17 protein-coding genes are annotated in these 17,633 nt (G+C 68.7%); 6 read left to right on the forward strand and 11 right to left on the reverse strand.

Going from position 1 to position 17,633, the window contains the following annotated elements:
- Positions 1-225: 225 nt before the first annotated feature.
- From ARGLB_RS04005 to ARGLB_RS04020, 4 genes are all read left to right on the forward strand, one after another.
- Complete coding sequence (locus tag ARGLB_RS04005; RefSeq protein WP_003799176.1) at positions 226-1,710, forward strand: amino acid permease; 1,485 nt, start codon at positions 226-228, stop codon at positions 1,708-1,710.
- 257 nt (positions 1,711-1,967) lie between these two features.
- A complete protein-coding gene (locus ARGLB_RS04010; RefSeq protein ID WP_003799177.1) occupies positions 1,968-2,222 on the forward strand; it encodes a hypothetical protein in 255 nt (84 codons plus the stop codon).
- Positions 2,223-2,269: 47 nt separating this feature from the next.
- Positions 2,270-2,488: a helix-turn-helix domain-containing protein gene (locus ARGLB_RS04015; protein WP_003799178.1), complete on the forward strand. Its 219-nt coding sequence runs from the start codon at positions 2,270-2,272 to the stop codon at positions 2,486-2,488.
- A gap of 78 nt (positions 2,489-2,566) precedes the next feature.
- Complete coding sequence (locus tag ARGLB_RS04020; RefSeq protein ID WP_003799179.1) at positions 2,567-3,202, forward strand: LysE family translocator; 636 nt, start codon at positions 2,567-2,569, stop codon at positions 3,200-3,202.
- 24 nt (positions 3,203-3,226) lie between these two features.
- On the opposite strand, the gene ARGLB_RS04025 is transcribed toward ARGLB_RS04020, so the two are convergent.
- A complete protein-coding gene (locus tag ARGLB_RS04025; protein ID WP_043417916.1) occupies positions 3,227-3,976 on the reverse strand; it encodes a 3-hydroxybutyrate dehydrogenase in 750 nt (249 codons plus the stop codon).
- Positions 3,977-4,128: 152 nt separating this feature from the next.
- Here ARGLB_RS04025 and ARGLB_RS04030 point away from each other — a divergent pair, with 152 nt between their 5' ends.
- Positions 4,129-5,073: a LysR family transcriptional regulator gene (locus tag ARGLB_RS04030; RefSeq protein WP_043417917.1), complete on the forward strand. Its 945-nt coding sequence runs from the start codon at positions 4,129-4,131 to the stop codon at positions 5,071-5,073.
- Here the strand turns inward: ARGLB_RS04030 and ARGLB_RS04035 are convergent.
- The 3 genes from ARGLB_RS04035 to ARGLB_RS04045 all read right to left on the reverse strand — a co-directional run bounded on the left by ARGLB_RS04035 (position 5,052) and on the right by ARGLB_RS04045 (position 9,165).
- The gene (locus ARGLB_RS04035; RefSeq protein WP_043417866.1) at positions 5,052-6,032 is read right to left on the reverse strand and encodes a spermidine synthase; all 981 of its coding nucleotides are present in this window, start codon (positions 6,030-6,032) and stop codon (positions 5,052-5,054) included. The two genes, ARGLB_RS04030 and ARGLB_RS04035, sit on opposite strands and share 22 nt — an antisense overlap.
- 110 nt (positions 6,033-6,142) lie before the next feature.
- On the reverse strand, positions 6,143-7,660 hold the full coding sequence (gene rfaE2 / locus ARGLB_RS04040) for a D-glycero-beta-D-manno-heptose 1-phosphate adenylyltransferase (RefSeq protein WP_043417918.1): 1,518 nt from the start codon (positions 7,658-7,660) through the stop codon (positions 6,143-6,145).
- A 65-nt stretch (positions 7,661-7,725) separates the two neighbouring features.
- The gene (locus ARGLB_RS04045) at positions 7,726-9,165 is read right to left on the reverse strand and encodes an aldehyde dehydrogenase family protein (RefSeq protein ID WP_003799189.1); all 1,440 of its coding nucleotides are present in this window, start codon (positions 9,163-9,165) and stop codon (positions 7,726-7,728) included.
- 291 nt (positions 9,166-9,456) lie between these two features.
- Here ARGLB_RS04045 and ARGLB_RS04050 point away from each other — a divergent pair, with 291 nt between their 5' ends.
- Positions 9,457-10,701, forward strand: a complete 1,245-nt coding sequence (locus ARGLB_RS04050; protein ID WP_003799191.1) for a glycosyltransferase family 9 protein — start codon at positions 9,457-9,459, stop codon at positions 10,699-10,701.
- Here the strand turns inward: ARGLB_RS04050 and ARGLB_RS04055 are convergent.
- The 7 genes from ARGLB_RS04055 to ARGLB_RS04085 all read right to left on the reverse strand — a co-directional run bounded on the left by ARGLB_RS04055 (position 10,667) and on the right by ARGLB_RS04085 (position 17,540).
- Positions 10,667-11,368: an SDR family oxidoreductase gene (locus tag ARGLB_RS04055; RefSeq protein ID WP_003799194.1), complete on the reverse strand. Its 702-nt coding sequence runs from the start codon at positions 11,366-11,368 to the stop codon at positions 10,667-10,669. The two genes, ARGLB_RS04050 and ARGLB_RS04055, sit on opposite strands and share 35 nt — an antisense overlap.
- A 63-nt stretch (positions 11,369-11,431) precedes the next feature.
- Positions 11,432-12,805 (reverse strand): PfkB family carbohydrate kinase, encoded by a 1,374-nt coding sequence (locus ARGLB_RS04060; protein WP_043417869.1) that lies wholly within the window; start codon positions 12,803-12,805, stop codon positions 11,432-11,434.
- Entirely contained in the window at positions 12,802-13,425 is a 624-nt protein-coding gene (locus tag ARGLB_RS04065; RefSeq protein WP_050934275.1) for a D-sedoheptulose-7-phosphate isomerase, read from the reverse strand. The genes ARGLB_RS04060 and ARGLB_RS04065 overlap by 4 nt, the downstream gene beginning before the upstream one ends.
- A 176-nt stretch (positions 13,426-13,601) precedes the next feature.
- The gene (locus ARGLB_RS04070) at positions 13,602-14,855 is read right to left on the reverse strand and encodes a glycosyltransferase (RefSeq protein ID WP_003799202.1); all 1,254 of its coding nucleotides are present in this window, start codon (positions 14,853-14,855) and stop codon (positions 13,602-13,604) included.
- Positions 14,852-15,919, reverse strand: coding sequence for a glycosyltransferase (locus ARGLB_RS04075; RefSeq protein WP_003799204.1), 1,068 nt, complete (start codon positions 15,917-15,919; stop codon positions 14,852-14,854). The genes ARGLB_RS04070 and ARGLB_RS04075 overlap by 4 nt, the downstream gene beginning before the upstream one ends.
- Positions 15,916-16,992, reverse strand: a complete 1,077-nt coding sequence (locus ARGLB_RS04080) for a glycosyltransferase family 9 protein (RefSeq protein WP_043417871.1) — start codon at positions 16,990-16,992, stop codon at positions 15,916-15,918. Before ARGLB_RS04080 ends, ARGLB_RS04075 begins: the two co-directional genes overlap by 4 nt.
- Complete coding sequence (locus ARGLB_RS04085; protein ID WP_003799208.1) at positions 16,989-17,540, reverse strand: D-glycero-alpha-D-manno-heptose-1,7-bisphosphate 7-phosphatase; 552 nt, start codon at positions 17,538-17,540, stop codon at positions 16,989-16,991. Before ARGLB_RS04085 ends, ARGLB_RS04080 begins: the two co-directional genes overlap by 4 nt.
- Positions 17,541-17,633 lie beyond the last annotated feature (93 nt).

A 17,633-nucleotide genomic window follows, 5' to 3' on the forward strand; every position in this document is an offset into this window, starting at 1 on the left:
TCTCGGATCCGGCAAAAACCAGGCACGGGGTTGCGAGGCATCAACAGCAGGGACAGGGCACATTTTGCCGACGCGGCCGCGGAGCATGGCCACCGTTCGCACCAAATGCGGCGCGTCGCACAGTCTGAAATCAAAGACACCAAGAGCCCGTGAGTCTCATCACAGCTCCTCCGAACATGGTCTGCTGGATAGCGATCCCCCTCCCAATGACGAGAAGGTATTCGCATGCAACAAGCCCAAACAACTGATGAGTTGGCGCCCGAAAACGCGACCAGCACCGCCGTCGGAACCGCCGTCGAAACCGTTCTGAACCGCGGCCTCAACGTCCGCCACATCCGCTTCATGGCGCTGGGCTCTGCCATCGGCACCGGCCTGTTCTACGGTTCCGCGTCTGCCATCCAAAAAGCCGGCCCCGCCGTGCTGCTCGCCTACATGATCGGCGGCGCGGCCGTGTTCATGGTGATGCGCGCACTTGGCGAAATGGCCGTGCGGCACCCGGTTTCCGGATCCTTCGGGCAGTACGCCAGCCGCTATCTTGGCCCGCTGGCAGGCTTCGTGACCGGCTGGACCTACGTCTTCGAGATGGCGATCGTGGCCATCGCCGATGTCACCGCCTTCAGCATTTATATGGGCTTCTGGTTCCCGTCCGTGGAGCGGTGGGTCTGGATCCTGGCCATCATCTTCCTCCTTGCGGCGCTGAATCTGCTGAGCGTAAAGGTCTTCGGCGAACTCGAATTCTGGTTCACGCTGGTCAAGGTTGCAGCCATTATCGCCATGATCGCGGGCGGTGCGGCCATCCTGGCGTTCGGGTTCCAGAACGGTGAGACCTCGGCCGTTCCGGGCCTGGGTAACCTGGTGGAGCACGGCGGCCTGTTCCCGAACGGCTTCGAGGGGCTCCTGGCCTCGTTCGCCGTCGTCATGTTCGCCTTCGGCGGGATTGAAACCATCGGCATCACAGCCGGCGAGGCAGCCGACCCCAAGAAGGTGATCCCGAAGGCCGTCAATACAGTGCCGGTCCGGGTCCTGCTGTTCTATGTACTCACCCTCGGCGTGCTGATGAGCCTCTTTCCGTGGAACGAGATCGGCAGCGGCGGCAGCCCGTTCGTGCAGATCTTCAGCGGCCTGGGCATTCCCGCCGCACCGCACATCCTCAATGCCGTGGTGATCACCGCCGCCCTGTCCGCCATCAACAGCGACATCTTCGGCGCCGGGCGGATCCTCTTCGGTTTGGCCAGGCAGGGGCATGCACCGCAGAGCTTCGGGCGGGTTTCCCGGCATGGCGTGCCGTGGATGACTGTGGTGATGATGGCCGGGATCCTGCTGGTGGGAGTGGTCCTGAACGCGGTCATCCCGGAAGATGTCTTCCTGCTCATCGCTTCCATCGCCACGTTCGCCACGGTGTGGGTGTGGGTCATGATTCTGGCCTCCCACGTGGCGATGAAACGCGAGATCGCCCGGAATGGCCTGCCGGCGTCGGAGTTCCCCTCGCCTTGGTGGCCGGCGGCGTCGGTCCTCACCATCGGCTTCATGGGGCTGGTGATCGCGGTGCTTGGCTTCTTCGAGGACACGCGCGTGGCGCTCTATGTGGGGGCCGCGTGGCTGGGACTGCTGGTGGTCGCCTACCGGCTCTGGGTCAGGGGCAGCGGACGACGGCGCGCCCACCTTGAGGATGAGACCTCCCCAGTGCCTGTGGTCGCCAAAACTGAGTAGGATTCCCGCGAAAATGGCGTGGCAGGTGGGAAGAAGCAAAAACAAGTAGTAAAAATGGGTAAAGACAGGTACTTTCAGCCTGTTACGCGAGTGGCTGATGTGATAAATGAGGTAGATGTTACTCGTGTGACGTATGTGATTACTTCCTACAGTGGACTACACGGTGCAAGCCGGCTGGGGCAATGACCCCGGATGATGACCCGGAGCCGCGCCGCCAGTGATTCGACTATCGGTCACACTGTGAAGGAGTGGTCCTCATGTTGGAAATCCAGGCCGGGGCGCCGGCAAAGCATCTTCAATCCGGGCGGACACCCGGTTTCCTGGCCCAGACGCTGCAGCGGGCGCGCACGGCCGCTGTTCCGTACAAGATCGGCGACGTCCTGGTGGGCGACGACCCGTTCAACGGCAGGCGCGAAGGCACTGTTGTGGTCAAGAACGGCCGGTCGATCGGGATCTGCACCTCGGATCGGGTGTATTTCTACGACTACCGGCAACTGAGGCGGCCGGACTAGGCGGATCATCCCGCCAGTCCAGCCGACGTTCAACAGGAGCCGATCCCATGTCCATCACCAACCTGCCAACCGCGTACCTCACCATTGCCGAGGTTGCCGCGGCTCTGCGCCTTTCCAAAATGACCGTCTACCGGATGGTCCGGGCCGGGACCCTGGCGGCCGACCGGTTCGGCAAGTCCTACCGTGTGCCGGAGTCTGCCGTGGAGGAGTACATCCGGGCCTCGGGCAGCCCAGTTACTGAGAACCAACAGGGCGCACGCGGCTGAGGCGGGAAACTGCCTGGGCCACGGGCCCGAAGCACACAGGTGCTAGCTGGCAGACATCCGCCGGCGTTACGATCAGGCATGCTCCCGCTGCAGAATCTCCTGGCCTTTGCCTTGGTCTCGGCGCTGCTCATCGCCGTTCCGGGCCCCAGCGTCCTGTTTGTCATCGGACGGTCGCTGGCCCTGGGGCGGCGGGGCGGCCTCCTGAGCGTTCTCGGCAATGCGGCCGGGGAACTGCTGCAGATCGCAGGGGTGGCCTTGGGCCTCGGCGTGGTGCTGGCTGAGTCGGTGCTGCTGTTCACCGTGGTGAAGTTCGCCGGCGCGGCCTACCTTATTTATCTGGGAATCGTGGCGGTGCTCCACCGCCGGGGCGGCCCTGCAGGCCCGGATCCGTCCAGGCCGGCCACCACCCGGCGGATTCTGCGCGAGGGCTTCATTGTGGGGGCCACGAATCCGAAGTCCGTGGTGTTCTTCGTAGCGGTCCTCCCCCAGTTCGTGGACCATTCCGCCGGCGCCATTCCGGTCCAGCTCGCGCTGCTTGGTGCCACGTTCCTGGGCATCGCGTTGGTCTCGGACAGCGTCTGGGCACTCGCCGCAGGAACCGCGAGGCAATGGTTCGCCCGCTCACCCCGCCGGGTGGCAGCTGTCACTACTACTGGCGGGGTAATGATGATCGGGCTCGGCGGCACCCTCGCGCTGACCGGTTCAAAGAGCTGACTGGTTTCGACAAGCTCACCGGGGTTACCGGGCGGACCAGCCCCCGTCCATCGTGTAGCTGGCCCCGGTGACCATTCCGGCTGCGTCGGAGGACAGCCACGCAACCAGCGAGGCAACTTCTTCAGGTTCCACGAGGCGTTTCACCGCGGACTCGGTGAGCATCACCTTCGCCAGGACCTCCGACTCCGGAATCCCGTGGACACGTGCCTGGTCCGCGATCTGCTTCTCCACCAGCGGCGTCCGCACATAACCGGGGTTGATGCAGTTGGACGTAACCCCGTGCTCGCCGCCTTCAAGAGCCGTCACCTTGCTCAGTCCCTCAAGGCCGTGCTTCGCCGAGACGTAGGCGCTCTTGAACGGGGAGGCGCGGAGGCCGTGCACCGAGGACAGGTTAATGATGCGCCCGAATCCGTTGGCGTACATGTGCGGCAGCGCGGCGCGGATCAGCAGGAAGGGCGCCTCAAGCATGAGCGCCAGGATCCGCCGGAACGCCACGGGATCGAAGTCCTCGATGGGGCTGATGCGCTGGATGCCGGCGTTGTTCACCAGGATGTCGCAGTCCAGGCTCAGCGCGGCCAGCGCCTCGACGTCCAGGAGGTCGACTGCCCAGGACGTGCCGCCCACCTCATCGGCGAGGGCCGCGGCGCCGGCTTCGTCGACGTCGGCCACCACCACCTTGGCTCCCCTGACGGCCAGTTCCCGTACGCAGGCGGCGCCGATGCCGCTGGCACCGCCGGTCACCAGCGCCTTGCGGCCGTTAAGGCTCTTTTCCACGTCCGGACCTTGTGCGTCCACAGTCTGCTCCTCAAAGTGTCCACGTTGACACGTGCCGCCACGTGCAGCACTTCCGATTCACCCGAGTATTCCTGCAGAAGGAACGGGGTTCAATGACTAATCAGGCACTGGATTCGTGCAAAATTGCAGATATGGATGCCAACCCGGACGACCTGCTGGTGCTGCTCGCTGTCTCACGCTCGGCGAAGTTCACGACGGCGGCCCAGGTCCTGGGCCTGAACCACACCACCGTTTCACGCCGGATTGCCGCACTGGAAAAGGCCTTGGGCGGCCGTGTTCTGGCCCGGGCGTCCGGGGGTTGGGAGCTGACCGAGCTCGGCGCCCAGGCCGTGCTGGTGGCTGAGCAGGTGGAGACGGCGGTGCGTGCGCTGGGACCGTCAGGCCACGCGCCCGACCCGATTACCGGCGTCGTACGCATGACGGCGACCGACGGTTTCAGCGCCTACATCGCCGCCCCGGCGGTGGCCCGGCTGAGGAAGGATCACCCGGGGCTCAGCGTCGAGATCGTCACAGTCACGCGCCGGGCCCTCCAGCAACGCTCGGGACTGGACATCGAGGTGGTGGTCGGCGAGCCGCAGGTGCACCGGGCCGAGGCGTTCCGGCTGGGCGAGTACGAGCTCGGGATGTACGCGTCCCGCTCGTACATCGAGGCCAACGGCATGCCGGACTCGATAGAGGCCCTGACCGCACATCCGCTCGTGTACTTCGTGGATTCGATGCTGCAGGTGGACGATCTGGACGCACCGCGCCGGCTGGTGCCGGCGATGCGCGAGGGCGTGAGCTCCACCAATGTGTTCGTGCACGTCGAGGCGACCCGTGCCGGCGCCGGGGTGGGGTTCCTGCCGTGTTTCATGGCCGACCGGCACGAGGACCTGGTGCGCCTGCTGCCCGGGAACATCGCCGAACGGCTGCCCTACTGGATGGTCCTGCGGCCCGACTCGATGCGCCGGCCGGCCGTCGCCGCAGTGGTAACGGCGCTGCGAGATCAGACCACGGCGCACCGGGAGTGGCTACTCGGACAGGGCCGCGGCGGCAAAGGCAGGGCCGCGGCGGTTCAACCGCTGACTGAAGGCTGAGGTGCAGGCTCGGCGGGAGGGGCGGGGTCGTGGCGCACCTGGGCCCCGGCAGCGAAGGCCCGGACCTTGGCATCGTCCCAGATGTGAGCGGGTACCGCCCCGCCCAGGAGCCGCCGCGCGAGCTGCGGATCGTCCTCGAACGGCTGGTCGCTGCCGGCCATCACCATGTTGCCGTACCGGCGTCCCTTCAGCATGGCCGGGTCCGCGATGATGGTGGTGTGCCCGAACGTCGCCGCGAGGGTGGCCGCCTCCTCACGGGTGTTTTTCAGGTCCGGGCCGTCGCCCGAATTCACCACGTACACGCCGCCGGGCGCCAGCACCCGCCGCACATGCGCGTTGAACTCGGCGGTGGTCAGCGGAAAGGGGGTCACCGCGCCGGCGAACACGTCCCTGATGATGAAGTCGCGGGTGTCCGGGGTGAGGGTTTCCGTCACAGCGCGGGCCTCGCCGACGCGCAGCCGCAGCAGCGGGGCCTTGGGCAGGTCGAACCAGCCGCGGACGTACTCGGCCAGCTTCCCGTCAAGCTCCACCACCACCTGCCGGGCATCCGGGTAGGCAGCATGGAAGTAGCGGGCCAGCGAGCAGGCCCCGCCACCCAGGTGCAGGCCCCGCAGCCTGGGCTTGGACTCCGTCGGCCAACGCGATTCGATCAGGGCGGACATCCAGCGCATGTACTCGAAGTCCAGGAACAGGGGATCGGCGAGGTCGATGTGGGAACTCATCACACCGTTGATGCGCAGGAGCCAGCCGGTGGAGTTGTCCTGGTCGGCAATGAGCTCGCAGTCGCCGGTGTCGATGTAGTAGATGCCCTCAACAGGGCCATCTGCACGAACTCCCCCGGGACGCGCCTGACTGGCATCTTCCAGCACGATGGAGGCCGTTGCTGTGCCTCTTCTGCCGCCGGATTTGGTGGCGGCTTTGGGCCCGGATTTCCCACCTGACTTAGTGCGCCGTGCCATCAGTTCTCCGCCGCTTCCGTCATGCTTCAAGCCTAGTTGACCGCAGGCTGCCGCTGCCCCCGGCCCTGTTCCCCGCCAGACCAGCGGGCGACAGGCCAGACCCGCGGGCCCTACGCCTCCGGCACCGGCGCTCCCTCGCCGTTGCGGATGCGCTGGACCATGGCCGTGGTGGAGCGCTCGGCCACGTAATCGAGGATGGTCACCGTGCCGCCGTAGGCCTCCACGGCCTCGGTTTCGGCCAGCATCTCCGGCGTGTAGTCCCCGCCCTTGGCGTAGATTTCCGGCCGCAGCTGTTCGATCAGCGGAATCGGCGTCGGGGTGTCGAAGACGGTCACGTAGTCCACGCAGCTCAGGGCGGCGATCACTGCTGCCCGGTCGGCCACGCTGTTAATGGGGCGGTCGGGCCCCTTGAGCTTGCGCACGGAGTCGTCGCTGTTGAGCGCCACCACCAGGATGTCGCCGAGCTGCTTGGCCTGGTTCAGGTAGCGCGTATGCCCTCGGTGCAGGACATCGAAGCAGCCGTTGGTCAGCACCACGCGCTGGCCGTCGCTGCGGTGGGCATGGATGTGCCGCTCCAGTTCGTCGGCCGCCAGCGCGGTGTCCGCGAAGCTTTCCAGGTAGCGGCCCAGCTCGTCCGTGCCGCATACCGACGTCCCGGGGTGGTGGACCACCACGTCCGCCGCCGCCTGTGCGAGGTCGAGGCTGGCCGTCAGCGGCAGCGACGCCGCACGCGCCAGGGTCAGCGCCGCCACGAAGGTGTCGCCCGCGCCGGAGGCCTGCTTCTCGGTAGCCGGCCGGGCCCACGTCCGGTGCGGGTTGCCGGCCGCCGGGATGAGCACCGTTCCGTCCCAGTCCAGCGTGACCACGACGGCGCGGGCTCCCGTTGCCTGCAGCAGCTCGCCGCCGTGCGCGGTCACCACGTCAGCGCGCCCGGGCCCATTGCCCAGCCTAAGGTCCAGCATCCTGGCCACCTCCTGCGCGTTGGGCGTGGCCAGGTCCGGCTCGAGCCCTGCCCACGGGCGGGGATCGTGCGCGTCCACCACCACCAGCGTGTCCTGCCCACGGCGGGCAAGGGTCTGGATGAGCCGGCTGCGCACCGGTTCCGCGAGGACTCCGGTTCCGTAGTCGCAGATCACCACCGCGTCTTGGCGTCCGACGGCGGCGGGCACCGCCGCTGCGAACGTTGCCAGGGCGTCCGCCGGGACAGCTTCCGCGGAGTCGTCGAAGCGCAGCAGGACCTGGCCGCCGCTGCTGATCCGGATCTTGGTGGTGGTGACCATGCCCGGGTGTTCGGCGAGCAGTGCGGTGTCCACCCCTGCGGCGAGCAGTTGGCGCCTAAGTTCCGCGCCGGCGTCGTCCGCTCCGATGATGCCGGCGACGCTCACGCGGGCACCGAGGGCGGCCAGGTTCATGGCGGTGTTGGCGGCGCCGCCGGGGGCAAAGTCCCGCCGGTTGATGTCCACCACGGGAGCCGGGGCCTCGCGGCACATCCTGTCGATCGAGCCGGTCCACCAGCCGTCGAGCATGAAGTCGCCCACGACAGTGATGGCCGGCTGCTCCTCGGCCAGCCTCCGGGGAAGCCACGCGGCGAGGCCGCGCTGTTCGGAAAGCATTGGTTCGGAACGCATTGGTTCGGAACGCTGCCGCCCGCCGTCGTCCCCGGCGAGTCCTCCGGCGCCGGGTGCTGCGGCCGTCACGATGCTGCCCCGTCGGTTTCATGAGCAGGGGGCGCAGCTTCACGGGCAGGCGGCGCCGCGATGTGCACCACCTTGACCCGGGTGAACTCATCCAGGAGTTCGGGGCCGTAGCCAAACCCATGCCCGCTTTCGCCCCGGGGCTGGGCGGCCCCGCCGGGTGCACCGCCGAAAACCTCGTTGACCTTGACGGTCCCCACCGGCAGCGCGGCCACGGCTTGCTGGGCGTGGGCGATGCTGCCGGTCAGAACGGTGGCGGCAAGTCCGTACCGGCCGGCCGCGGCGAGGGCCAGCCCTTCCTCGAAGCTGTCCACCACACGCACGGGAGCAACAGGGCCGAATGTCTCCTCGGCCATGACGTCCATGGTGTCGGCGCAGTCCACCAGGACCGTGGCCGGGTAGAAGGCTCCGGGCCCGACCGGGACCGTGCCGCCCTCAATGGCTCGCGCGCCCAGCTGCAGCGCCTCGGCAACATGCCGGTGGACCGTGTCCCGCATCCGGGTATCCACGAGCGGCGCGAGGGGATGTTCCGTGTTGCGGTCCCGGGCCTGCCCGGCGAGCGCATGGCAGAACGGTTCGGCGATGGACCGGTGGACGTAGATCCGCTCCACCGACGTGCAGATCTGCCCGCTGTTGCTGAACGCCCCGATCGCAGCCTGCTCCGCGGCCCAGCCGGGGTCCACGTCCGCGTCCACCACCAGCGGGTCGTTTCCGCCGTTTTCCCTGATGACATAGGCACCCGTCAGCACCGCCGCCCGCGCAATCCGGTCACCGGTCGCGCTGGATCCGACGTGGGCGAACATGTCGACGTCAGGCTGCTGGGTCAGGAGGGTCCCGACGTCGGCCCCTCCGGTGAGCGTGACCAGCACGTTGGGCGGAAATACCGGCGCCACTACCTCCCCCAGCAGCTTTCCCAGGTGCGGGCACCGCTCGCTCGGTTTGTGAATGGCACTGTTCCCGGTAACCAGGGCCGCCCCGATGAGTCCGCACGCCACGGCGACGGGATCGTTCCACGGCGTCAGCAGGACGGCCACGCCGCGGGGCTCAGCGACCGTGTAATCAGCTGCAAGCGCGTTGCCGCGCAGGCTGTGCCCACGATGTACGGGTCCAAGTTCCGCGTACTGCTCCAGCGTGGAAACGCCGGCGGCAATGCCGGCAAGGGCTTCATCCAGCGGACGGCCGGTCTCCTGCGCGTTCAGTTCCGCAAGCCCGGCGGCGGCGGTGTCCAGCGCCCGGGCCGCCTCGCGCAGCAGCTTGCCGCGCTCCCCCGGAGGCGTTGCCGCCCAGCCGGGCTGGGCAGCGCGGGCAGCCGCCACGGCTCCCGCCACATCATCTGTTCCGGCGACGGAAAGACTGCCGACAGGTTCCCCGGTTCGCGGGTTCAGGATGGTGAGCACATCTTCCGCGTTTGTCAGCTCACCGGTGATGGTCGATTGCATGGGGCTCCTCACTGGGGATTGGCCTGCTGCTCAGAGTTTTGGCGGTCCGTTCCCGCACTCTCTGAGGTGATCCGTACCCCGGCGCCGAAGGGTTTACACGCGCCGGCAGCAGGAGTTTTTCGGGCCGGCGGGCTGGATCCCGTTGAGTACGCGGGCCGGGTTCTCCGGGCTGGAAATACAGGTTTTCCAAGCTGGCAATACAGGGCCGATGCACCGTAGGGTGGGCCCCACTACCCACCCGACCTGAACGCATCCTGACCTAAACCATCCGGAACCGAGAGGGCTGACACCTTGGAACTCATCAACGCCGACTTCGGCGGAGCACGCATCACAGGCCACGGAATCGGCCCGGTTTTGGAAGAATTCGGCGGTGTTTCCCGCATCGCTGTCCTCCGTGGCGGCGGGCTCGGTGACCTGATGTATGCCCTCCCGGCGGTGGCAGCCCTGAAGGCCGCCTACCCTGGGGCCAGCGTCACCCTGCTGTGCGCGCCGGTCCAGGCTGAACTGCTGTCGCAAACCGTGGGACCGGTGGATGAAACGGTGATTCTGCCGTTTGCCGAGGGGGTCCGCCCGGGGCCGGAAGACCCTCACGAAGTGGAGCGGTTTGTTGCCGGGATGCGCGCCAGGAACTTTGACCTGGCCGTCCAGGTGCACGGTGGCGGCCGGTACTCAAATCCGTTCCTGCTCCGCCTCGGCGCACGCCACACCGTGGGCACCAGAACCCCGGACGCAGCTCCGCTCGAGCGGACCGTGCCCTACGTGTACTACCAGCACGAGCCGCTCCGTGCCCTCGAGGTGGCGGGGTTCGCAGGGGCTCCTCCCCGTGAGCTGGAGGCCCGACTCCAGGCTCTGCCGGAGTTCATCCAGCGGCTCGGGCAGGCGCTGCCCCTGGGAAATGGCGGGTTGGCCAAAGGCGGGTCGGGGCGCGGCGACGGCGGGCCGGGGCACGGCCGGGTGCTAGTGATCCATCCGGGTGCGACGGATCCGCGCCGGCGCTGGCCGGCTGAACGCTTCGCCGCGGTTGCCCGGAGGGCCGCCGACGACGGCTTCCGGGTTTATGTGGTGGGCGACAGCAGCGAAAAGGAACTGGCCGAGACGGTTGTGGAACTCGCCCTCGAGCAGGCCGGAACAGGACAGGCCGGAACAGGACACGCTGCAGAAGCCCGCCCGGCCGTAGAGTCGCTGGCCGGCAACCTCAGCCTCGGTGAGCTGGCCGCACTGCTAACGGGCAGCACCGTCGTGGTGGCGAACGACAGCGGACCGCGCCACCTCGCCCAGGCTCTCGGCACCTCCACCGTGGGCATCTACTGGGCGGGCAATGCCATCAACGCAGCCCCGCTGGGCCGCAGTAAGCACCGGGTCCGTCTGGGCTGGGTCACGCGTTGCCCGGTGTGCGGCGTGGACGTCACCCAGGTCGGGTGGACGGCCCCACGGTGCCCGCATGACGAGTCCACCGTGAAGGCCGTCGAACCCTCAGAGGTTTACGAGGATGTACTCCAGCTCACGGCCATGAGCCCTCTTCCTCATGGCAGATAAGCATTTCGCGGACCTCGCAGCCGGTGGGCTGGGACAGGACGAACAGGATTGCCTGCGCCACGTTGCCGGGATCATTCAGGCGTGAATCGTCCTGCGGCTTGTATTGCTCAGCGCGGTCGTCGAAGAAGCGGGTCTTCATGCCGCCTGGGATCATGGTGGTCACGCCGATCTCGCCGCCCGTTTCAGCCGCCAGGGAATGGCTGAAGCCCACCACCCCGAATTTGGAGGCGCAGTACGCTGTGGCCTCCGGCAGTGCCCGCTTTCCCAGCGTGGACGCGATGGTGACCACCCGGCCGCGGGACTCCTTAAGGTACGGAAGGGCAGCCCGGACGACGGAAACCGTGCCCATCAGGTTGACCCCGATGACGCGTTCCCATTCCTCCGCGGCCACGTCCTCCAGCTTGCCGCACCGGTCGATGCCGGCCGCCGTGACCACGGCATCCAGCCCGTCCAGGGTCTCGGCCGCCTGCCGTACTGCCTCGGTCACGGCTACGCGGTCCGAGACGTCCACTTCAAATGCCTTCGCCGCGGAGACGTTCCGGATGTCCCGGTCCAGCACCACCGGGGTTCCCCCGGCTTTCAGCACGGCATCGACGACGGCGGCCCCCAGTCCGGAGGCACCGCCGGTTACCAGGACCCGGCCGGGCCGGATAGTCGATTCAGTCATGGTGTTCCTTTCAGTCGGGTCTAATGTCAGGTTTGTGTGGCGGTTCCGCTGAGCATGGCCAGTTCAGCTGACCTTGGCCAGGGCGTCCGCGAGGACTGAGGTGGACCGGGCCGGGTGGAACGGCACCGTCATGCAGCGCCCTCCCCAGCTCTCGACCAGCCCCGCTTCGGGCAGCTCCGAGGCGCGGTAGTCGCCGCCCTTCACCCAGACGTCCGGGCGCAGCGTCGCCAGGCAGGCCTCCGGCGTGTCCTCCCCGAAAACCAGGACGGCGTCCACGCACTCGAGTGCCAGCAGGAGCTCGGCCCGGTCCTGCTGGCTCACGATCGGCCGTTCCTCGCCCTTGATCCGGCGCACCGACTCGTCCGAGTTCAGGCACACGATCAGGCAGTCGCCGAGGTCCCTGGCCGCCGACAGCGTGCGGGCATGGCCTGCGTGCAGCAGGTCGAAGCAGCCTCCGGTGGCCACGACGGTTCCTCCGTTGGCGCGAACCCGCCGGGCAAGGCCGACGGCGTCTTCCTCGCGGCTGTGGTGCCAGACCGGGCGGTGGCGGTCCGGCAGGGAGGCCACCCCGCCAGCGCCGAGGAAGGCGGCCGCTGCATTTATGGCCCGTTCCGCTGCCTCCTGCAGGCTGCGGCCTTCCGCCAGGTGCACGGCCAGGCTTGCCGCGAGCCGGTCGCCGGCGCCGCAGGGATCCGCGACCTCGGTGGCAGGGGCCGGGATGGCCACGGGCGGGGTGTCGGGCCGGGACAGCAGGCCACCGCGCTCCCCCATGGTCACAAGGACCGCCTGGCTTTGCCAGCGGTCCAGCAGTGTTTCGCCGAGGGCGCTGCCGACGGCGGGAATAGCCCCAGGCGTTCCAACGCCGGAATCTGCGGCCTTGGCGGCCTCGGACAGGTTGGGCGTCACGACCGCCACCCCCGGCACGGGCATGGCGCCGGACGGATGCGGGTCCCACACGATCGGAATGTCACCGGCGCGGGCCGCGAGCATCTCGCGGATCTCCGGGTTCGCGGCAACGCCCCTTCCGTAATCGGCCACGACGATCACCTCGGCCTGGTCCAGCGCCCTGAGCATGCCCGCGGTGGCCGCCGGTACTTCCGGCCGCTCGCATCCCTCGTCCACCCGCACCACCGGCTGGCTGCCCGCCCGCACCCGGGTCTTCACAGGCGTTTTCGCACCGGAAGGCCCGGACACAACCCGCACGCCGGCGAGCGCGCCTTCCAGTGCCAGGGAGGCGTCGTCGTCGGAAAGCACTGTCACCAGGGTGACCCGGTGGCCGTCGTGGGCCAGCATCCGGGCCACGAGCCCGGCACCGCCGGCCCGGCGCCGGACGTCGGAGACGTCCACCACGGGCACGGGCGCGTCGGGGCACAGCCGGGTTGCTTCGCCGGAAAGGTCCACGTCCAGCAAGACGTCGCCCACTACTGTGATCCTCATCCGCGATCAGCCCCCGGCCCGGGAACGCCCTGGCCCCTGCGGGCCACTTCAGCTTCGAAGGCCCGGCAAATTGCGTGCAGCGCAATCAGGTGCCCCTCCTGCGCGTTAGCGGAGATGGCATCGATGGCCACAGCGTCGTCGCAGCAGGAAGCCAGCGGGTTGGGCGCCGGGCCGGTCAGGGCCCACGTGGTCACGTTCAGCCTGGCCGCCGCCTCGGCCGCCCGGAGCAGGTTGGGGCTCTGTCCACTCGTAGACAGCAGCACGAGGATGTCCCCGGATCTGCCGTGGGCGCGGACCTGCCGCGCGAAGAGTTCCGCGTAGCCGTAGTCATTGGCGATGGCCGTGACGGCCGAACTCTCCGCGTGCAGGGAGATCGCGGAAAAGGGCATCCGGTCGCCGTCGAACCTGCCCACAAGCTCCGCGGTCAGGTGCTGCGCCTCGGCGGCGGACCCGCCGTTCCCGGCGGCGAGCAGCTTCTGCCCGCTCAGCAGTCGCTGGGCCAGTTCCACGCCCCAGCCGGCCAGCCTGTCGGCCTGGCTTTCCAGGGACCGGAGGGCAGGCAGGACGTTTTCCAGGTGGGTCCGCACAGCCTGCTGCGACCCCAAGGCGGCTTCGTGCAGCGACGCGTCCTGCCCGGCCCTGTCCGGCCGGGCTCTGTCTGGAGAAGCGACGTCCGGAGAAACCCCGTCTGGAGAAACCCCGTCCGGTGAGGAAGTTGCGGGAGGTGGGGAGAAACCGGACCGGGCGCCAACCCGGTGCACGGCGGGAAGTTCAGCCTCCCGCAGGGATTCGGGAGTCACAGTGCCGCTCCTTCCATCGGTTCCATGCTGCCTGCGTCAGCGGTGCCTGCGATGGCCAGCTGGTAGGCCTTTTCGGTTTCCGCGGCGACCCTGCTCCAGGAGTAGCGGGCCTTCGCCCGCCGCTCGCCCGCCTGCCCGAGTTTCGTGCGAAGGTCCGGGCTGGCCAGCAGCGTTCCGAGGGCGTCTGCGATGGCTTCGGGGTCCTTGGGCGGCACGTGCAGGCCGGTTCCGCGGTCCACGACGCTGTCCGTCAGGCCGCCAACTGCAGCGGCAACCACCGGAACGCCGCAGGCCATCGCCTCCAGGGGCACAATGCCGAAGGGCTCATACCAGGGCGTGCACACCACAGCGTCCGCGCTTCGGAAAATGCCGGGCATGGCGTCCCTGGGCACCTGGCCACGTAGCTCCACATGGCCCGCCACGCCGAGCTCCCGGGCAAGGTCCAGCAGCCTGCGCGCTTCCGGGTCCTGCCCGCCCGCGTCCGCCCCGCCGCCCACGATCAGCAGCTCAAGGTCGTCGAATCCCGCGTTCAGCAAGTACGGCAGCGCGCGGATCACCAGGTCCACACCCTTGCGCGGAACCAGCCGGCCCACGGAGAGGATCCGGTGGAAACGGGACGTCGCGTCGGCCGGGCCCTCGCTGGAGAAGAGGTCCAGGTCCACCCCGCAGGGAGCGATGGAAACCCTGCGGGTATCGATCCCCATCGCCCGAAGCTCGAAGACCTCATCGGAGCAGGTGGCCACGATGCGGTCCGCCGAGCGGCCCACGGACGGTTCGAGGAACCGCCTCTCGGCGGGGCTCGTGTCGGCGGCACCCTGGTGGCGGCGCTTGACCGTGCCCAGCGCGTGGAAGGTCTGCACCACGGGAACCCGGAAACCGCCGGGCTCGCGGCGTGCAGCGTCCAGGGCGGCCACGCCGGACATCCAGAAGTGGCCGTGCACCACGTGCGGCGGCGAATGACCCCAGTCCTGCACCACGCCGTCCGCCAGCTCGCCCATGAAGGGCAGCAGCTCGTCCTTGGGCACCTGCTCGGCGGGCCCGGCGTCCACATGGACCACCTCGAGCCGGGGATGCACCTGCACCCGCGCGGGCAGGCCGGGCGCGTCCCGCCTGGTGTACACAGTCACCCGGTGGCCCCGCCGCGCGAGGGCCGATGACAGGGCGGCAACATGTACGTTCTGGCCGCCCGCGTCCACTCCGCCTAGCGCTGCCAAAGGACTGGCGTGTTCCGAAATCATCGAGATCTTCACTGGGTATTCCTTTCTCGCGCCGCGGACAGGGCATCCGGTCCGGACACCTTCAAAGCTGCATCCCCCGATGCCACCCTCTCCTGAGACCCCCTTTGCGGCCTGGCCGCCCCCAGATCTGCCAGCACCTGGTCCCAGTCCGCCAGGAACCGCTCAAGTCCGTAGCGCTCCAGCGCCGCCTCCCGCGCCGCCTTGCCCCGCCGTCGGGCCTCCTCCGGGTCGTTGACCAGCAGCCGTGCACACCGGCGCAGCTCCTCCACATCCGTGGAGATGCAGCCCGCCTCGGGCGGGACGGCCCGCGCCGCCTCAGTGGTGGCCAGGGCCAGGACCGGCATGCCAAGGTGCATCGCCTCCAGCAGGGCCAGCCCCAGGGAAGTCCAGCGCAGCGGGTGCAGGTATGCCCGGCAGCGCGACAGTTCCCGGTGGAGCTCTGTGGTTTTCAGATCGCCCCTGATAACGAGGCGCGGCGCCGGGATTCCGGTGGCCTCGGCCAGCCCGTCGCTGCCCATGCCGAAGACCTGAAGCGGGGCGGCAGTGGCGAAACGGGGCAGCAGGTCCGTTCCCGTCACGCGTCCGCGGCGCACCGGTTCATTGACCACCACGCCCAGTTCCGGGACCTCGCCTGTGTAGAGGTAGCCGGGGTCCGCGATGCCGTGCTCGATGACCTTGGTGCGTGCCTTGCCGCTGTCCCAGAACAGCTCGTTGAAATGGGTCACGTGGACGATCGGGATGTCGCGCTGCTCCCCCAGCGGATGGACGGTGAACGGAACATCGCCCTTGGGCGTGTTGTGTTCCACGTACACGGCGGGAAGATCGACGCCGGGACGGCGGCCAAGCACGCGCGTCACCTCCGCGGCTTCCTCCGTCCGCTGAAGCACGACGGCGTCAATGCTGCCGGCGTCCAGCTCGGCGAGCGCGACCTCCCGCACCGAAGCGGGCCAGTCCCGGCCGGCCCGGCCCAGTCCCCAGGACCCGCCACCGGGCAGGACCGGCAGCAGGTACTCGTGCCGGCCGCGGACGAACGCATCCGTCCACGACCCGTGCACGTGCCAGAGCAGAATTCTCATTGTTTCCTGACCTTTCTGCGTGTGCTGAGAGAGGAGACCCCGCCCAGCAGGCGTTCCACCGCCTCCACCACCTGTTCCGGCGAAACCGAGCTGAGGCAGGGATGTCCCGGCACCGGACAGATGCGTGCGCGGCTAAGCCGGCACGGTGCGTTCTGGTCCCCCAGCAGTTCCAACGGGACGCCGTACGGCGCCCAGCGGACAGCGGGGACAACGGGGGAAAACAGGCTCACCACCGGGGTTCCGACGGCGGCGGCCAGGTGTGCGGGCCCGGTGTTTCCGGTGACCACAACGTCTGCGTTGGCCAGGACACCGGACAGGGTGGAGAGGTCCGTCCGGCCACCCAGGTCGACGGCGGAGGGGCCGGCCACGGTTGCGGTGAGGTCAGTTTCCCCGGGGCCGCCGGTCACCACCACCCGGTGGCCCGCACCCTCCAGCAGTTCCACCGCCGCCGCATGGTGCAGCGGCGGCCAGGCCCGGGCGGGCACTGTTGCCCCGGGGTGGACTACGACGTAGGGGCCGTCACCCACCAGGTGCCGGGTGCCGGGAGGGTCCTTGACCGCGAGTTTGCCGTCATCACCCGCCCTGAGCCGGAAGCCCGCCGCCCGGGCGATGCCGAGCGCCCGCACGGACTCCGGCTGGTCCTCGGGAAAGTCCTCGCCGGGTTTGAGCCGGACATCCAGCAGGGAACCCGCATAGTCGGTGGAGGCTCCGGTGATACGCTCCACGCCGGCCAGCCGCAGCAGGAGCGCCAGGGGCAGCGGCGACTGGTGGAAGGAGGTGAGAATGACCGCCTCGGTGATACGGGAGTTCCGGACATAACCCACCAGCGAGTCGAGGTGCGGGCCGGTCACCTGCGGCGCCGGATTGCTGATCCACGGCGTGTCCCAGGCAAAAACGTCGGCGACGTTGGGCAACAGTGAAGCTGCCGCCTGGCCCTGCGGGCCGCAAAGCACGACGACGTCGTTGGGGCTGCCGCCGTCGGCCCGCCGCCCATTGGCGACGGCCCGGACCGCCGGGCCCGCCAGGAGAACGTCGCCGACGCTGTCCAGCCGAGCCACCAGGACCCTGCTCATGCCGGTCCTCGAAGCAACGGTGCCTGGAGCAGCAGCGCGACGGCCTGCTCGAGGTCCGCGGCAACCTCGGCGGCGGCCTCGACTTCTTCGGTTCTGGTCTGCGGAGTGGGAACCAGTACGCCCCGCGCGCCGGCGGCCGCGGCCGCTTCGACGTCGCTGCCGATGTCGCCGATGAACGCCGCCTCTGACGGGTCGATGCCAAGGCGCCGGCAGGCGCTGTGGATCATGCCCGGCGCCGGCTTCCTGCACAAGCACCCCTCACCGGCTGCGTGCGGGCAGACCTCCCAGACGTCGAAGGGGCCCAGGAGATCCTCCACCCGCGCGTTCACGCTGTCCACTTCCTCCGCTGTCAGGAGGCCTCGGGCAATGCCCGACTGGTTGCTTAGGACGCCGGTGGCCAGGCCCCGGCTGCGCAGCCTGTCGAGGACACTCCTCGCGCCGGGATACGGCTCCACCCGCTGCGGATCACCGTTGTACGGCACATCAACCACGAGCGTTCCGTCCCGGTCGAACAGCACAGCCTTGAGCACCAAAGCGTTAGTTGCCATACCCCCTCCGTTCCCCGACTGGGAGAGACCTAAACAACTGGCCGCCCACTTCTTCTCGGCTAGACTCCTCGACAAGCGGCCCCAGGGGCTGAC

It is taken from the genome of Arthrobacter globiformis NBRC 12137 (assembly GCF_000238915.1).
GTDB classification, from domain to species: domain Bacteria; phylum Actinomycetota; class Actinomycetes; order Actinomycetales; family Micrococcaceae; genus Arthrobacter; species Arthrobacter globiformis.

Bases quoted from the DNA above. Each gene is read 5' to 3' on its own strand.
- ARGLB_RS04005 (WP_003799176.1), top strand. From the start codon at position 226: ATGCAACAAGCCCAAACAACTGATGAGTTGGCGCCCGAAAACGCGACC.
- ARGLB_RS04010 (WP_003799177.1), top strand. From the start codon at position 1,968: ATGTTGGAAATCCAGGCCGGGGCGCCGGCAAAGCATCTTCAATCCGGG.
- ARGLB_RS04015 (WP_003799178.1), top strand. From the start codon at position 2,270: ATGTCCATCACCAACCTGCCAACCGCGTACCTCACCATTGCCGAGGTT.
- ARGLB_RS04020 (WP_003799179.1), top strand. From the start codon at position 2,567: ATGCTCCCGCTGCAGAATCTCCTGGCCTTTGCCTTGGTCTCGGCGCTG.
- ARGLB_RS04030 (WP_043417917.1), top strand. From the start codon at position 4,129: ATGGATGCCAACCCGGACGACCTGCTGGTGCTGCTCGCTGTCTCACGC.
- ARGLB_RS04035 (WP_043417866.1), bottom strand. From the start codon at position 6,032: ATGGCACGGCGCACTAAGTCAGGTGGGAAATCCGGGCCCAAAGCCGCC.
- rfaE2 (WP_043417918.1), bottom strand. From the start codon at position 7,660: ATGCGTTCCGAACCAATGCTTTCCGAACAGCGCGGCCTCGCCGCGTGG.
- ARGLB_RS04045 (WP_003799189.1), bottom strand. From the start codon at position 9,165: ATGCAATCGACCATCACCGGTGAGCTGACAAACGCGGAAGATGTGCTC.
- ARGLB_RS04055 (WP_003799194.1), bottom strand. From the start codon at position 11,368: ATGACTGAATCGACTATCCGGCCCGGCCGGGTCCTGGTAACCGGCGGT.
- ARGLB_RS04060 (WP_043417869.1), bottom strand. From the start codon at position 12,805: ATGAGGATCACAGTAGTGGGCGACGTCTTGCTGGACGTGGACCTTTCC.
- ARGLB_RS04075 (WP_003799204.1), bottom strand. From the start codon at position 15,919: ATGAGAATTCTGCTCTGGCACGTGCACGGGTCGTGGACGGATGCGTTC.
- ARGLB_RS04080 (WP_043417871.1), bottom strand. From the start codon at position 16,992: ATGAGCAGGGTCCTGGTGGCTCGGCTGGACAGCGTCGGCGACGTTCTC.
- ARGLB_RS04085 (WP_003799208.1), bottom strand. From the start codon at position 17,540: ATGGCAACTAACGCTTTGGTGCTCAAGGCTGTGCTGTTCGACCGGGAC.